12 protein-coding genes are annotated in these 14,315 nt (G+C 72.0%); 4 read left to right on the forward strand and 8 right to left on the reverse strand.

Going from position 1 to position 14,315, the window contains the following annotated elements:
- Positions 1-21: 21 nt before the first annotated feature.
- Complete coding sequence (locus tag ACZ56U_RS28235; RefSeq protein ID WP_469086785.1) at positions 22-1,620, reverse strand: amidohydrolase; 1,599 nt, start codon at positions 1,618-1,620, stop codon at positions 22-24.
- Between the two features lie 121 nt (positions 1,621-1,741).
- Positions 1,742-2,182 carry an Lrp/AsnC family transcriptional regulator gene (locus ACZ56U_RS28240; protein WP_039932055.1) on the reverse strand — a complete coding sequence of 147 codons (441 nt, stop codon included), beginning with the start codon at positions 2,180-2,182 and terminating at the stop codon, positions 1,742-1,744.
- A gap of 268 nt (positions 2,183-2,450) precedes the next feature.
- Here ACZ56U_RS28240 and ACZ56U_RS28245 point away from each other — a divergent pair, with 268 nt between their 5' ends.
- The gene (locus tag ACZ56U_RS28245) at positions 2,451-2,885 is read left to right on the forward strand and encodes a hypothetical protein (protein WP_469086786.1); all 435 of its coding nucleotides are present in this window, start codon (positions 2,451-2,453) and stop codon (positions 2,883-2,885) included.
- Between the two features lie 496 nt (positions 2,886-3,381).
- Here the strand turns inward: ACZ56U_RS28245 and ACZ56U_RS28250 are convergent, their stop codons facing one another.
- Positions 3,382-4,554 (reverse strand): acyl-CoA dehydrogenase family protein, encoded by a 1,173-nt coding sequence (locus tag ACZ56U_RS28250; protein ID WP_469086787.1) that lies wholly within the window; start codon positions 4,552-4,554, stop codon positions 3,382-3,384.
- A gap of 335 nt (positions 4,555-4,889) precedes the next feature.
- Here ACZ56U_RS28250 and ACZ56U_RS28255 point away from each other — a divergent pair, with 335 nt between their 5' ends.
- Positions 4,890-6,128 (forward strand): glycoside hydrolase family 18 protein, encoded by a 1,239-nt coding sequence (locus ACZ56U_RS28255; protein WP_469086788.1) that lies wholly within the window; start codon positions 4,890-4,892, stop codon positions 6,126-6,128.
- A 55-nt stretch (positions 6,129-6,183) separates the two neighbouring features.
- Here the strand turns inward: ACZ56U_RS28255 and ACZ56U_RS28260 are convergent, their stop codons facing one another.
- The 3 genes from ACZ56U_RS28260 to ACZ56U_RS28270 form a co-directional block, all read right to left on the reverse strand.
- Positions 6,184-6,846, reverse strand: coding sequence for a TetR/AcrR family transcriptional regulator (locus ACZ56U_RS28260; protein ID WP_469086789.1), 663 nt, complete (start codon positions 6,844-6,846; stop codon positions 6,184-6,186).
- Between the two features lie 62 nt (positions 6,847-6,908).
- The gene (locus ACZ56U_RS28265) at positions 6,909-7,049 is read right to left on the reverse strand and encodes an SCO1431 family membrane protein (RefSeq protein ID WP_469086790.1); all 141 of its coding nucleotides are present in this window, start codon (positions 7,047-7,049) and stop codon (positions 6,909-6,911) included.
- A 98-nt stretch (positions 7,050-7,147) separates the two neighbouring features.
- Positions 7,148-8,518 carry a peptidase C39 family protein gene (locus ACZ56U_RS28270; protein ID WP_469086791.1) on the reverse strand — a complete coding sequence of 457 codons (1,371 nt, stop codon included), beginning with the start codon at positions 8,516-8,518 and terminating at the stop codon, positions 7,148-7,150.
- A gap of 221 nt (positions 8,519-8,739) precedes the next feature.
- On the opposite strand from ACZ56U_RS28270, the gene ACZ56U_RS28275 reads away from it, so the two are divergent.
- Both ACZ56U_RS28275 and ACZ56U_RS28280 read left to right on the forward strand, forming a co-directional pair.
- On the forward strand, positions 8,740-9,360 hold the full coding sequence (locus tag ACZ56U_RS28275; protein WP_469086792.1) for a uridine kinase family protein: 621 nt from the start codon (positions 8,740-8,742) through the stop codon (positions 9,358-9,360).
- Between the two features lie 433 nt (positions 9,361-9,793).
- Complete coding sequence (locus tag ACZ56U_RS28280) at positions 9,794-11,656, forward strand: AAA family ATPase (protein ID WP_469086793.1); 1,863 nt, start codon at positions 9,794-9,796, stop codon at positions 11,654-11,656.
- 131 nt (positions 11,657-11,787) lie between these two features.
- Here the strand turns inward: ACZ56U_RS28280 and ACZ56U_RS28285 are convergent, their stop codons facing one another.
- Together ACZ56U_RS28285 and ACZ56U_RS28290 are read right to left on the reverse strand one after the other, a co-directional pair.
- Positions 11,788-12,858 (reverse strand): hemolysin family protein, encoded by a 1,071-nt coding sequence (locus ACZ56U_RS28285; protein WP_469086794.1) that lies wholly within the window; start codon positions 12,856-12,858, stop codon positions 11,788-11,790.
- Complete coding sequence (locus ACZ56U_RS28290) at positions 12,855-14,180, reverse strand: hemolysin family protein (RefSeq protein WP_469086795.1); 1,326 nt, start codon at positions 14,178-14,180, stop codon at positions 12,855-12,857. The genes ACZ56U_RS28285 and ACZ56U_RS28290 overlap by 4 nt, the downstream gene beginning before the upstream one ends.
- Between the last annotated feature and the right edge of the window lie 135 nt (positions 14,181-14,315).

Consider the following 14,315-nt stretch of genomic DNA (forward strand, 5'->3'; position numbering starts at 1 on the left):
TAACCGCGCCGCCCCGGGAGATCACTCGCTCGGCCGCACGAACACGGTCCGGCCGCCCACCACCGTGCGCAGGCAGACCGGCAGGTCGGCGCCCGGGGAGAGGTCGGGGAGCCCGGGGGTGCCGGAGCGGGGGTCGGTGGACCAGCGGGCGACCCGGTCGTCGGGCGCCTGGACGACCAGCTCGTCCGTGCGCCACACCGCGTAGTCGGCGGGCGCGCCCGGCACCAGCACGCCCGCGTCGTCCCGTCCGACCGCCCGCCAGCCGCCCCGCGTGTGGGCGGTGAACGCGGCGCGCACCGAGACCCGGTGCTCCGGCGTGCGATGGAAGGCGGCGGCGCGGACCGTGCCCCACGGGTCGAGCGGGGTGACGGGACTGTCGGAGCCGAAGGCGAGCGGCACCCCGGCCCTCAGGAGGGCCGCGAAGGGGTTCAGGGCGCGCGCCCGCTCCACGCCCAGACGCCGCGCGTACATGCCGTCCTCGCCGCCCCACAGCGCGTCGAAGGCGGGCTGCACGGAGGCCGTGAGGCCGAGGTCGGCGAAGGCGGCGATGGTCTCGGGGGTGAGCATCTCGGCGTGCTCGACGCGGTGCCGGGCGGCGCGCACACGGTGCAGGCCGACCTTCTCGGCGGCGGTGCGGACGCCCTCGACCACGGCGGTCACGGCGGCGTCGCCGATCGCGTGGAAGCCCGCCTGGAGGCCCGCCTCGGTGCAGGCGACGACATGTGCGGCGACGGCGGCGGCGTCCAGGTACGCGGTGCCGGTGTGCTCGGCGTCGGTGTACGGCTGGTGCAGACAGGCGGTGTGGGAGCCGAGGGCGCCGTCGACGAAGAGGTCTCCGGCCGCGCCGACCGCGCCCAGTTCGCGCGCCTTCGTCACGTCCTGCTCGGCCCAGTAGCCGACGACCCGGGGCCCGGCCCCCTCCGCCGCGAGCCGGAGCAGGCCGGTGAAGTCGTCCTCGGAGGAGATCTCCGGTCCGGCGCACTCGTGGACCGAGCCGATGCCGAGGGAGGCCGCGTGGGCGAGGGCCGCGCGCTGGGCCTCGGCGCGCTGGGCGGGGGTGATGGCGGCGAGCGCGGTGGCGCGTACGGCGTGGTGGGCGTCGGCGGTCAGCGGGCCGTCCACGCGCCCCAGGGACGTCATGTCGAGCAGGGCCGTGGTCACGACCGCCGAGTGGACGTCGATGCGGGACAGGTACAGCGGCCGGCCACCGGTGACCTCGTCGAGCTCGGCGCGCGTCGGCGGGCGGCCGCCGGGCCAGCGGGCGGCGTCCCAGCCGTGCCCGAGCAGCACCCGGTCGTCCGGGCGGGCGGCGGCGAACTCCCGTACGAGCGCGAGGGCCGCCTCCACGGAGGGGGCGCGGGACAGGTCGAGGCCGGTGAGAGCGAGTCCCGTGGCGGTGGTGTGCACATGCGCGTCGGTGAACGCCGGGGTGACCAGAGCGCCGTCCAGGTCGACGACGTCGTCGACCCCGTCCGCGAAGGCGTCGGCGGCGCCTTCCGACCCGACCCAGGCGACCTGCCCACGCTCCACGACCATCGCGGTGGCGAACGGGTCGGCGGGACTGTGGACCTCGCCACGGCGGAGAAGGACGGTCTGGGGTGCGGCAGTGGACTCACTCATGGGGAACAGTCTCGCGCCTCACGGGGGTGGCTCCGCACACCGGGCAGCCGTAACACCCTCAGGGCGCGGGGAACCGCGTGACCGGCCACGAACGGCCCGCGGCCGCCGACGAAACCCGGTTTCAGATCCTCGGCGGGCGGGCCTCGTACGGGGTCGACAGCACGACCGTCGTCCGAGTCGACACCCCCGCCAGCGACCGCACGCGCGCCAGCAGCTCCTCCAGCTCGTGCGGGGTCGCCACCCGTACCTTGAGGATGTAGTTCTCGTCGCCCGCGACACTGTGGCAGGCCTCGATCTCGGGCACCCCGGCCAGCCGCTCGGCGATGTCGTCGGGCGCGCTGGGGTCGAACGGTTTCACCGAGATGAACGCGGTCATGGGCAGCCCGACGGCCTCGGGGTCGACGACGGCGGCGTACCCCCGGATCACGCCACGCTGCTCCAGCCGGCGCACCCGCTGGTGCACGGCCGACGTGGACAGGCCCGTGGCCTTGCCGAGGTCTGTGTAGCTCATCCGCCCGTCCTTGACGAGCAGCTGCACGATCTGACGGTCCAGCTCCTCCATGGCGCAAGAACCTACAGTGCGCCTGATCTCCTCGGATACAGGAGCGGCGCAGGTCATACCCGGTTCGTGATGTGGCCGAGAGCCGCGGGTGAGCCGTCCGGGGGACAAACGGGCCGCCACGGGCACCTGCGAGCGGCATGTGACGAACACCACAGCCCCCGAACCGTCTCCGTGAAGGTCTCGTGATTACCGCCGAGACCGGGCGGGAAGTGCTTGCTGTGGTCGAGGCCGCAGCGCCTTCACGGCCCAGCCCGAGGGGGAGAACCCAATGCAGAGTCTTAAGCGCCCTGGTCGTACCGCACCCAAGCGACTCCAGGCGGTCGCCGAGCCCGAGCCGGAGGGCGTCGAACCCGACGCCCTCGAGGACGAACTCGACGCGTACGACACCTTCGAGATGTTCCGGGTCGTGTGCCCGGACTGCGCGCAGCCCATCGCGCTGCTGGCGGACGAGGAGTTCCTGCCGGAGCACGCGCTGTGCGCCTCGCCCTGGAACCCGTTCGGGCTGACGGTCTGCGCCGGCACCGGCCGCCGCGCCTGCGAGGCGCGTCCCGCGGACGAGGACCTGGAGCCCCAGGAGCAGGACACCGCCCTGCTGTTGACGCTCCCTCAGGGGCTCGACTGGCGGACCCAGCCCTTCTCGCACGTCGGCGGGCCGGGCTCGCGCCCCATCAGGGTCCCCGTCATGCGGCGCCACGCCGCCTGAGCGCACCCCAAGGGTCATCGCTCGATCCCCGTAGCTGCCCTGCACCATGGCTCGCAGGCTGCCGTGGTGCAGGATCAGTGCGTCCGGGTGCGCGGGGGCGACGGTCCCACCGATCGTCAGCGGCCCCAGCGCGAGCGGCATCCGGTCCTCCCTCAGCGCATCTTCCGGGGAACCGCACGGCTGACGGCACGTCAGACAGCCGTCGGGGGGCCGGACTCGGCGCCGGGCGACGTCCGTGAACTCACGGTCGATTCCGTCGACGGGTGACCTGTCCGGCCGTCACCGCGTTGCCCTGGTATGACCCCCACATATTCGGCGACCGGGCGTCAGCGCCACATCTTCGTGCCTCCACCCGCAGAATCGGTTCCGCCTCCCGTGGACCCGCCCATCTACCGGGATCTGCTGCGCACATGGGCCGACCGCGGCCGGACCCTGCCGGGGCGCCACGACCCGGAGTGGGTCCGGCTCGCGGCGCCACAGGTGAGGCCGGGTCAGTTCAGCGCTTCTCCGGACCTGCCAGGTGGCGGGCGATGACCATCCGCTGGATCTGGTTGGTGCCCTCCACGATCTGGAGGACCTTGGCCTCGCGCATGTAGCGCTCGACGGGGAAGTCCGCGGTGTAGCCGTACCCGCCGAGGACCTGGACGGCGTCGGTGGTCACCTTCATCGCCGTGTCCGTGCAGTGCAGCTTGGCCATCGCCGCCTGCTTGGCGAACGGCCGGCCCGCGTCCCGCAGCCGTGCCGCCGACAGGTACAGCGCCCGGCCCGCCTCGATCTGGGTCGCCATGTCGGCCAGCATGAACCGCAGCCCCTGGAAGTCGACGATGGCCTTGCCGAACTGCCGCCGCTCGGTCGCGTACGCCACCGCCGCGTCCAGCGCCGCCTGGGCCACGCCGATCGCGCAGGCCGCGATGCCCAGCCGTCCGGAGTCCAGCGCGGACAGGGCGATCGCGAAGCCCTGCCCCTCCTCGCCCAGGCGCCGGTCGTCGGGGACACGGACGCCGTCGAGATGGACCTGGGCGGTGGGCGAGCCCTTCATGCCCATCTTCTTCTCCGGCAGCGCCCCGCTCAGGCCCGCCGCGTCCCCGGGCACCAGGAAGGCGGTGATCCCGCGCGGGCCCTCCTCGCCGGTCCGGGCCATGACCGTGTAGAAGTCGGCGATGCCGCCGTGGGTGATCCAGGCCTTGGTGCCGGTGATCACCCAGTGGTCGCCGTCCCGCACCGCCTTGGTCCGCAGGGAGGCGGCGTCCGAGCCGGACGAGGGCTCGGAGAGGCAGTACGCGCCGAGCAGTCCACCGCCGAGCATCGCGGGGAGGTGCTCGACCTGCTGCTCCTTGCTGCCGTAGGCGGCCAGGGCGTAGGAGGCGAGGGTGTGCACGCTGACGCCGAGGCCGACGGTGAGGCGGGCCGCGGCGAGCTCCTCCAGGACCTGGAGGTAGACCTCGTAGGGCTGGTCGCCGCCGCCGTACGCGGAGTCGTAGGGCAGTCCGAGCAGGCCGGAGCGGGAGAGCAGGGTGAAGATCTCGCGCGGGAAGTGTCCGGCGTCCTCCTCCTCGGCCGCCCGCGGGGCGATCTCGCGCTGCGCGATGTCGCGGACGAGGGAGATCAGCTCCCGGGCCTCGTCCGTGGGCAGTTGCCGGTCCACCTGCTGCGGGGCGCGGTCGGGCATGGCGACGCTCTCCTCCCTGTGTCGGGCACGTCGGCGTGCGCCTTTGGATGGGGGCGGCTCCGCCGGGTCTTGCTGCGGCTGGGCCGATGGTCGCACTTTCGGGTCGCGGAAGCTGTTGACCAGCGGCTCTGCGCTGTGAGTATGCCCGATCGGCGGCACCGCGTCACCAGTTAACGACCGCTTACTTCAAGAAACCGAGCGAAGGTCCCGCAGGGCTCGAGATTGGTACGAACCATTGACGCACTGGTCTAGTCCTCCTACTGTGGCGGACCACCGCTTTACCGCGTTCATGCCAATCGGCGCACGCTCCCCTCTCCCCCACGAGGAGACACCCGATGCACGAATCCCCCCGCCCCCGCACCCGCTTCCGGGCGCTCGTCTCCGCCGCGTGCTGCGCGGTCCTCGGCGCCGGACTGCTGGCCGGCGCCGGCACCGCGACCGCCGAACCCGCGGCGAGGCCCGCGGTGAAGGCCGGCTCCAAGGTCGTCGGCTACTTCACCGAATGGGGCACCTACGACCGCAAGTACCACGTCAAGAACATCGAGACCTCCGGTTCCGCAGCGAAGCTCACGCACATCAACTACGCCTTCGGCAACGTCACCGGCGGCAAGTGCGCGATGGGCGACTCCTACGCGGCGACCGAGCGCACCTACACCGCGGCCGAGTCCGTGGACGGGGTCGCCGACACCTGGGACCAGCCGCTGCGCGGCAACTTCAACCAACTGCGCGAGCTGAAGAGGAAGCACCCGGGCCTTAAGGTCATCTGGTCCTTCGGGGGCTGGACCTGGTCGAGCGGCTTCGGCGAGGCGGCGAAGAACCCGGCCGCGTTCGCCCGGTCCTGCTACGACCTGGTCGAGAACTCCCGGTGGGCCGATGTCTTCGACGGCATCGACATCGACTGGGAGTACCCCAACGCCTGCGGCAACACCTGTGACACCAGCGGCCGGGCGGCCTTCAAGAACCTGATGGCGGCACTGCGGTCCACCTTCGGCTCCGGCAACCTGGTCACCGCGGCGATCACGGCCGACGCCACCCCGGGCGGCAAGATCGACGCGGCGGACTACGCGGGCGCGGCGCAGTACGTGAACTGGTACAACCCGATGACGTACGACTACTTCGGCGCCTGGGCGGCGACCGGACCGACGGCTCCGCATTCGGCGCTGCACTCCTACGCCGGCATCCCGCAGGCGGGCAACCACACGTCGGCGACCATCGCCAAGCTCAAGGGCCTCGGCATCCCGGCCTCGAAGCTGCTGCTCGGCCTCGGCTTCTACGGCCGCGGCTGGACCGGCGTGACCCAGGCGGCACCCGGCGGCACCGCGACCGGTCCGGCGGCGGGGACGTACGAGGCGGGCTTCGAGGACTACAAGGTGCTCAAGGCCAAGTGCCCGGCGACCGGCACGGTGGGCGGGACGGCGTACGCCAAGTGCGGGAACGACTGGTGGAGTTACGACACCCCGGCGACCATCGGCACGAAGATGGCCTACAAGAACCAGCAGGGGCTGGGCGGCACGTTCTTCTGGGAGCTGAGCGGGGACACCTCGGGCGGCGAGCTGATCAGGGCGATCAACTGACCTTGCCGGTGCGGCACTTGGGGCGGAGGCGCGAGAGCCTTCGCCCCTCGGCGCGTCAGGAGTCGCGGCGGGCCGGGCCCGGGGCCGGGTAGGCGGGGTCCAACTCCTCGATGGCGCGCAGGGAGGCGCCGAGGGTCTTCACCAGCAGTTCGCGCATGGTGTCGCGGGTGAGCTGGGCCGGGCGGTCGATCCAGTCGAGGGTGGCGCCCTCGACGCTGCACACCCAGGCGAACAGGCCCATCCGGGCCAGCGCCGAGATGTCGGTACGGCCGTACGCCCCCTCGGCGACGGTCGCGACGATGGCCTCGCGCACACCGTCCCGGATGGCGTGCACCTCGGCGTCGAAGCCGACCCCGCCGCTCACGACGGTCCGGTACGCGGCCTGGTTGTGCTCGGCATAGCGCAGATAGCCGTCGATCGTGCGCTGGACCCGGTCCACCTGGGCCAGGTGGATGCCGCTCGCCGCGAAGGTGACCAGGTCCGCGACGGAGTCCTGGATGATGGCCAGGTAGTAGCCGCGCTTGGACTGGAAGTAGTAGTAGATCAGCCCTTTGGCGACATGCGCCTGGCGGGCGATGTCATCCATCGAGAGCGCGTCGTAGGACGTGTCGGCGAACAACCGCCGCCCGATCGCGATGAGTTCGGCGCGGCGCGCCACCGAACGGTCGGTGCCGCGCGGCTTGGGACGGGCGGCGTCGCGCTGTTGGCTGATACTCAATTTCGACCCTGGTCTCAACGGGGCGGGACACCCGCAGTATGTCAGGTCATTCGTGGGTCAGGTCACAGTAGTCCGAGCTGGGTCATAAGCATCGCGACCACCACGACCAGGGTCCAGCCCATGACGTGCTCGAGGACCTTCGGGCCGTCTTCCTGAGGGCCGCCGGTGCGGACGCGAGGGGCGGCGGCTGAGTTCGCAGTCATGTGTCCACCTTGCCACCGACCAGGGCTTTTGCGGCAGAGACGTCGGTCACAGCGCATAGGCCCCGGTTTCCCCGGGGCCTGTGCGCTCGGGGTGTGGCTCAGCGCACACCCACCGCCGCGAGCGCCTTGCACTGCCGTGCGGTCGGCCGCGCGGGGAAGTACAGGTAGCAGACGCCGCCGGTGCCGGAGACGACCTTGCCGCTGGCGTTGTACCGCTTGGTGCGCAGCCAGATGTTCTCCCACTCGCGCCGCTTGTAGACCCGTCGCACCGCCTCGTTGCTCGGCGAGGCCGGGTCGTTGGCGATCACGTCGCCGTCGGCGGTGAAGCCGATCACGGTCATCAGGTGCCCGGAGGTGCCGTAACCCGCCCCCGTCAGCTCCTCCTTGAGGAAGGACTGGGACGTTATGGCCGGGATGCCGGCCGCGATCAGCGTCTCCAGGTCGGTCAGCGAGCCGAGCCGGGTGACCACGCCCTGGAGGCCCTCGAACGTGGCCGCGTAGGCCGCGTTGAACGGCCAGTTGCCGCAGCCCGCGTACTGGTGGTCGAAGGTGTACCGGGCCGCGTGGCACACCTGCGGGTCGGCGTAGGTCGGATCGACCCAGGCCAGCTGCGCCGGGGTGAGCCGGCCGCCCCAGTACTCGATGATCATCTGCGAGGAGGTGGGGCTGCACCAGGCCTCGCCGCCGTTGTCGTACTCCGGGTACTGGCCGGCATGGATCTCCTGCGAGTACCGCGGGACGATCAGCTCCTGGGCGAGCCCCGGCGTGGAGGCCGGGACGGTGAAGCGGTCCGGGACGTCCGAGCCCATCGCGCCGAGCCGCCACACGGTCGGGGTCCTCTTGGTGCCGGGCTTGCGGTAGAGGGTCAGGCGCAGCCGGTACGAGGTGAGGCGCAGGCCCGTCGCCGGGTCGTCGATGGCGAAGGTGTCCGTCCAGATGCTGCTCTTGTCGTCCGTCTGGTCGTCGACCGAGGTCCGCCGGATGTCCTGGTCACTGGCCGCCCAGCGGCCCATCACGTACCAGGGGGTGTCCGTGCCGTCGGAGTAGGTGCCCTTCAGCTCGACCTGGAGCCAGGTGCCGTCCGGGGTGTGCGCGTTCCAGGACGCGATCGCCTCGGTGGCCGGGACGGCGAGCCGGTGGACGGGGGAGGTCCAGGTCGCGTACTCCCAGGCGGCCGTCTTCCCGGTGTGCGGGTCGGTGTAGTCGACACGGCCCGCCGCGGCGCCGATCACCACGCCCGGCCGGGCGCCGGCGACGGCCCGGGTGCCGTTCGCGCGGCCGCCGCGCCAGTCGGCGTACGTCGTCCAGAAGCGGTTGTCGACGAGGCCGGACCGGTCGGCCCGGCGGACGGCGGCCCCGGCGCCGGTCACGCCGCCGGCTGCGGCCGCCGGGCCTGCGCTGCCGGCCACCGCGGCGGCGACCGCGGCGGCCAGGACGGTTCTGCGGGACGGCTGTTCGGCTCTGCTCATGGGCGGAATGACCCCCAAGTTGGTCCGGTTCTGGGCAGGTCCACTGCACGGTTGTGCGCCAACTATGACCGCAGCCGCCCGCGCCTGCCAGCACTTCGGGCCATGCCACGCCCACGAATATTGGCCTCGACCACTGGCATGACCTGCGGCGGCCCCCGCCGGGGCCCCGGTTAGAGTGCTGACGCCCCCTGTCGGACTCGCGAAAGCTCCAGGAACCGGCCATGCGCTCCCTCGCCGACCACCTCCACGGCCTCGCCCCGTCGTGCGGCCCGGTCCGTCTGATCGGCGTCGACGGTCACGCCGGTTCCGGAAAGTCCACGTTCGCCGGGGAGTTGGCCGCCGCGCTGGGGGGTGCGCCGGTGCTGCACCTCGACGACATCGCGAGCCACGACGAACTGTTCGCCTGGACCGGTCGGCTGCTGACCCAGGTGATCGAGCCCTTCACCCGTGGCGAGCGCGCGCGCTTCTCCCCCTACGACTGGCGCACCCGCCGCTTCGGCCCGCCCCGCACCCTGCCCGCGGCGCCCGTGGTCCTCCTCGAGGGGGTCGGCGCGGGCCGTCGCGTACTGCGCCCGCATCTGGCGCGGCTGCTGTGGATGGAGCTGCCCCGCGAGGAGTCCTGGGCGCGCGGCCGGTCACGGGACGGGGAGGAGCAGCGGGAGTTCTGGGCCGGGTGGGTCCGGGCCGAGACCGCTCACTTCGCCGAGGACCCTTCTCGCCCGTACGCCGATCTTCTGGTGCGGCAGGGAGAGAAGGGGTACGAGGTGCTTCCGGGGCCTGCTGGGACGGTTGGATCGGACCAGTCCATCACGCTGGGTGACGGACCATCCGCAATGTGCTGAACTTGTGAAGGCCCTTGCGGCTGAACTTCCCGAAGTGCTTCAACTCGGCTTGACCGGGGGGCCGTACAGGACTTACGTTCTCAATGCGCGGCCTTCAGCAGCCGCCCGCAGTCGCGAAGCCCCCGGTTGTTCCCCCGTGATCGGGGGCTTCGTTCTGCCCGCACCTCCTTTTTCGGGCGCTCCGGGCCGTGATTCGCTCACCCTCGGTCACCATCGCGTATGCGCCCCGTCTGCTCCCACCTCGCCAAACGGCCTGTGCGGCACCCTTCGGCGGGCCGTACCCCCGCGGGTACGATGCCCTCGGTGCGACCTTAAGGACGGCAGCTCCGCGCACCGTTGCAACTCCGGTCCGCAGCAAGGCGGTTCGATCAAGGCGGTCGGCGGGCGACGGTTCGGTGACCAACCAACGGGGGCACGGTTTGTGGGGGACGTGATGGACTTCGGCACGCAGGGCTCGCAGGCCCCGGCCGACCTCGCCTGGCTGCGAGGTGTGGACGCCTACACGATGGGCGCCTATCCGCAGGCGGAGGAGGAGTTCCGCGCCGCGGTGCGGATGGATCCGGGGATGGCGGACGGCTGGCTCGGCCTGCACGCGCTGCGCGTCGACACGACGACCGCGCTGCTGCGGATGTTCCGCCACCGGGAACGCTTCGGCGAACAGCGCGCCCGTCACCGCCGCACCCTCAACTCCTGGTACTGGCTGGGCTGGTGGGTGCAGCCCGTGCTGGAGAGCCCCCGCGACCTGCTGCTCGCGCACGCCTCGCACTGGCTGGACGGACGCCATGTCCCGGAGCTGGACCGGGCCCTCGCGGGCCTGCCGCCCGTGGACACCGACCCCCAGGTGCGCTTCCTGCACGCCTGCCGCGCCTATCTGGTCAAGGACTGGGACCAACTCGTCCGGCACACCGACCCTTTGATCGACGATCCCCTGCTGGGCATCGAGGCCGGCCTGTTCGGCGGCATGGCCCGCGTGCGCCTGGAGATGTACGGCCAGGCCGAACCGCTGCTGTCGGCGGCGCTGATGCGCTGCCGCAGCGAACAGCCCCAGCGCAAGGAGCTGCGCTACTGGCTGGCCCGGGCGCACGAGGGCACGGGCCGCTCGGCCGCCGCCCTCCCCCTGTACCGCGCGGTCCACCGGGTCGACCCGGCCTTCATGGACACCGCGGCCCGGCTCGCGGCGATCGCCGAGGGCGACGGGTACGACGAGGCCGCCGACCTCGCCTCGATCGCGCTCTCCGGCGTGCAGGACGTCCTGGAAGGTCCGGACGGCCTCGATCCGCTCTTCGGCGGCGCCGACGGCCGTGACCTGAAGTTCTCCGAGCCGGACCTGCCCGCGCCCGGCCCGCTGCCGTCGGTGTCCGACCCGTCGGTGCGCGAGAAGACCCTCCCGTCGCAGACGCTGCCCGCCGGCCCCACCGACCCGGTGTTACTCGAGGAAGCCCTCGCCGAACTCGAGCGCATGGTGGGTCTGGAGCCGGTGAAACGCCAGGTCAAGGCGCTGTCCGCACAGCTGAACATGGCACGGCTGCGGGCCGGTCAGGGCCTGCCGGTCCAGCCGCCCAAGCGGCACTTCGTCTTCTCCGGCCCCTCGGGCACCGGCAAGACCACGGTCGCCCGCATCCTGGGCCGGGTCTTCTACGCCCTCGGGCTGCTCGGCGGCGACCATCTCGTGGAGGCCCAGCGCGCCGATCTCGTGGGCGAGTACCTCGGGCAGACGGCCGTGAAGGCCAACGAGCTCATCGACTCCGCGATCGGCGGGGTCCTCTTCGTCGACGAGGCGTACTCGCTGTCCAACTCCGGTTACGGCAAGGGTGACGCGTACGGCGACGAGGCCCTCCAGGTGCTGCTGAAGCGGGCCGAGGACAACCGCGACCACCTGGTCGTCATCCTGGCCGGCTACCCCGAGGGCATGGACCGGCTGCTGGCCGCCAACCCCGGACTGTCCTCCCGCTTCACCACCCGGGTGGACTTCCCCTCCTACCGGCCCCTCGAACTCACCTCCATCGGCGAGGTGCTGGCCGCGGAGAACGGTGACGTGTGGGACGAGGAGGCCCTCGACGAGCTGCGGTCGATCGCCGGGCACGTGGTGGACCAGGGATGGATCGACGAGCTGGGCAACGGGCGGTTCCTGCGCACCCTGTACGAGAAGAGCTGCGCGTACCGGGATCTGCGGCTGTCGACGTATCCGGGGATGCTGACGCGGGACGACTTGTCGACACTGCGGCTGCCGGATCTCATGCAGGCGTACGGGGAAGTGCTGTCGGGGCGTGGGCCCCAGGATCCGTCGGCGATGTAGGGGACGCGTACGAACCCGGGAGCTCGTGGTTCGTCGGCGGGTGCGGGTGATTCGTGGTTGCTCGCGCCCACGCGGCGGAGCCGCACATCGACACAGCCCCGCGCCCCTGGGGGCGCGGGGTGCGGCCTGCGTCAGCTCGGTACCGTTTCCTTCTGCTCCGCCATCCTCGGCTCCGGCGGTGTCTCGCGGTGGGCCGGGTCGGTGACCTCGCCCACCAGGAGTTCCAGGACGTCCTCCAGCGCCGCCAGGCCCAGTACCCTGCCCGACGCGTCCGTCACCTGGGCCAGGTGCGTCGCCGCTCGGCGCATGACCGTCAGGGCGTCGTCCAGGGGGAGCTCGGACCGCAGAGTCGTCATCTTGCGCCAGAGGTGCTGGGGCACCGCCCGCTCCGACTCCTCCAGGTCCAGTACGTCCTTCACATGCAGGTAGCCCATGAAGGCGCCGTTGTCGGCCACGACCGGGAAGCGGGAGTAGCCGGTGCGGGCGGTGAGCGCGACGACCTGGCCGGGCGTCACCGAGGGGCCGACCGTCACCAGGGACTCGCGCCTCAGCAGCACGTCCGTGACCGGGCGGGACCCCAGCTCCAGCGCGTCCTCCAGCCGTTCCTGCTCCTCGGGGTCGAGCAGGCCCGCCTGCCCGGCGTCCTCCACGAGCCGGTTGAGCTGCTCGCTGGTGAACACCGCCTCGACCTCGTCCTTGGGCTCGACCCGGAAGAGGCGCAGGATGCCCTGGGCGCAGGCGCCGAGGGCGAGGGTGATCGGCCTGCAGAAGCGGGCGAAGACGACCAGGCCCGGGCTCAGCCACAGGGCGGCCTTCTCCGGGGCGGCCATCGCCAGGTTCTTCGGGACCATCTCACCGATGACGAGGTGGAAGAAGACCACCGCCGCCAGGGCGATCACATAGCCCAGCGGATGGATCACGCCGTGCGGCAGGTGGATCCACTCGAAGACCGGCTCGAGCAGCGCGGCGACGGTGGGCTCGGCGACCGCGCCCAGCGTCAACGAGCAGACGGTGATGCCGAACTGGGCCGCGGCCATCATCTGCGGCAGCCGCTCCAGACCGTAGATCACCTGGCGGGCCCGGGCGGTGCCCAGCGGCTCGATCTGGCTGCGGCGGACGGAGACCAGCGCGAACTCGGCGCCGACGAAGAAGCCGTTGGCGAGCACGAGCAGCGCGGCGAACAGGAGTTGGAGCACGCTCATCGGGCCGCCTCCATCACGGGGGCCGTACGGACCAGGCGTACCCGCTCGGCCCGGTAGTGCCCGACCTGGCGCACCGAGAGCCGCCAGCCGGGGAGCTCGGCCCGGTCCCCTACGGCCGGGATGCGGCCCAGCAGGTCGGCGACGAGACCGGCGACCGTCTCGTACGGTCCCTCGGGCACGTCCAGGCCTATGCGCTGGAGGATGTCGACGCGGCAGCTGCCGTCGGCGTCCCAGGCGGGCCGGCCGTCCTCCGGCGGGACGGCGGCGAGTTCGGGCACGTCGAGACCGTCGTGCTCGTCGCGGACCTCGCCGACGATCTCCTCGACGATGTCCTCCAGGGTGACCACGCCTGCCGTGCCGCCGTACTCGTCGACGACGACCGCGATGGGCTGCTCGCTGCGCAGCCGGGCCAGGAGCGGCTGGACCGGGAGGGTCTCCGGGACCAGCAGGGCGGGTCGGGCGATCCGGCCGGCCGGGGTGCGCAGCCGGTCGTGGGCCGGGACGGCGAGGGCGTCCTTGAGATGGACCATGCCGACGATCTCGTCGATCTTCTCGCGGTAGACCGGGAACCGGGACAGGCCGGTGGCACGGGTCAGGTTGACCACGTCCTCGGCGGTCGCGGACGCCTGGAGCGAGCTGACCTTCACGCGCGGGGTCATCACGTGCTGCGCGGTCAGCTCGGCGAGCGACAGGGTCCGCACGAACAGGTCGGCGGTGTCCTGTTCCAGGGTGCCGGCCCGGGCCGAGTGCCGGGCCAGGGAGACGAGCTCGCCGGGGGTGCGGGCGGACGCCAGCTCGTCGGTGGGCTCGACACCCAGAGCGCGGACGAGGCGGTTGGCGACGGCGTTCAGCGCGGCGATGACCGGGCGGAACAGCCGGGCGAAGGCGTGCTGCGGCCCGGCGACGAAGCGGGCGACCTGGAGCGGCTTGGAGACCGCCCAGTTCTTCGGCACGAGCTCACCGATCACCATCTGCACCGCGGAGGCCAGGAGCATGCCGACGACCACGGTGACGCCGGAGACGGCGCCCTCGGGTATGCCGACCGCGGTGAAGGGGCCGTGCAGCAGCTCCGCGAGGGCCGGTTCGGCGAGCATGCCGACGACCAGGGAGGTGATGGTGATGCCGAGCTGGGTGCCGGAGAGCTGGAAGGAGAGCTCCTTGAGCGACTCCACGACCGTAGCGGCTCGTTTGTCGCCCTCGGCGGCGGCCCTCTCGGCCTCCGGACGCTCGACCGTGACGAGGCCGAACTCGGCGGCCACGAAGAAGCCGTTGGCCAGAATCAGCAGGAACGCGGCTGCCAGGAGCAGCAGGGGGATGGTCATGCCGCCGCCTCGGTGGGTCGGAAGAGGGCGGCGCAGGTACTACAGGACGATCCGTCCATCGCTGGAGGGAATCACTCCTCGGATAGCAGGGGGGCCTCTGAGGACCGGGGGGAACATCAGCGGCGGAGGCGCCAT

It is taken from the genome of Streptomyces sp. NPDC034103, from assembly GCF_055575395.1.

What these genes read in the sequence shown, in the direction of transcription:
- ACZ56U_RS28235 (WP_469086785.1), bottom strand. Translation starts at nt 1,620, where the DNA reads ATGAGTGAGTCCACTGCCGCACCCCAGACCGTCCTTCTCCGCCGTGGC.
- ACZ56U_RS28240 (WP_039932055.1), bottom strand. Translation starts at nt 2,182, where the DNA reads ATGGAGGAGCTGGACCGTCAGATCGTGCAGCTGCTCGTCAAGGACGGG.
- ACZ56U_RS28245 (WP_469086786.1), top strand. Translation starts at nt 2,451, where the DNA reads ATGCAGAGTCTTAAGCGCCCTGGTCGTACCGCACCCAAGCGACTCCAG.
- ACZ56U_RS28250 (WP_469086787.1), bottom strand. Translation starts at nt 4,554, where the DNA reads ATGCCCGACCGCGCCCCGCAGCAGGTGGACCGGCAACTGCCCACGGAC.
- ACZ56U_RS28255 (WP_469086788.1), top strand. Translation starts at nt 4,890, where the DNA reads ATGCACGAATCCCCCCGCCCCCGCACCCGCTTCCGGGCGCTCGTCTCC.
- ACZ56U_RS28265 (WP_469086790.1), bottom strand. Translation starts at nt 7,049, where the DNA reads ATGACTGCGAACTCAGCCGCCGCCCCTCGCGTCCGCACCGGCGGCCCT.
- ACZ56U_RS28270 (WP_469086791.1), bottom strand. Translation starts at nt 8,518, where the DNA reads ATGAGCAGAGCCGAACAGCCGTCCCGCAGAACCGTCCTGGCCGCCGCG.
- ACZ56U_RS28275 (WP_469086792.1), top strand. Translation starts at nt 8,740, where the DNA reads ATGCGCTCCCTCGCCGACCACCTCCACGGCCTCGCCCCGTCGTGCGGC.
- ACZ56U_RS28280 (WP_469086793.1), top strand. Translation starts at nt 9,794, where the DNA reads ATGGACTTCGGCACGCAGGGCTCGCAGGCCCCGGCCGACCTCGCCTGG.
- ACZ56U_RS28285 (WP_469086794.1), bottom strand. Translation starts at nt 12,858, where the DNA reads ATGAGCGTGCTCCAACTCCTGTTCGCCGCGCTGCTCGTGCTCGCCAAC.
- ACZ56U_RS28290 (WP_469086795.1), bottom strand. Translation starts at nt 14,180, where the DNA reads ATGACCATCCCCCTGCTGCTCCTGGCAGCCGCGTTCCTGCTGATTCTG.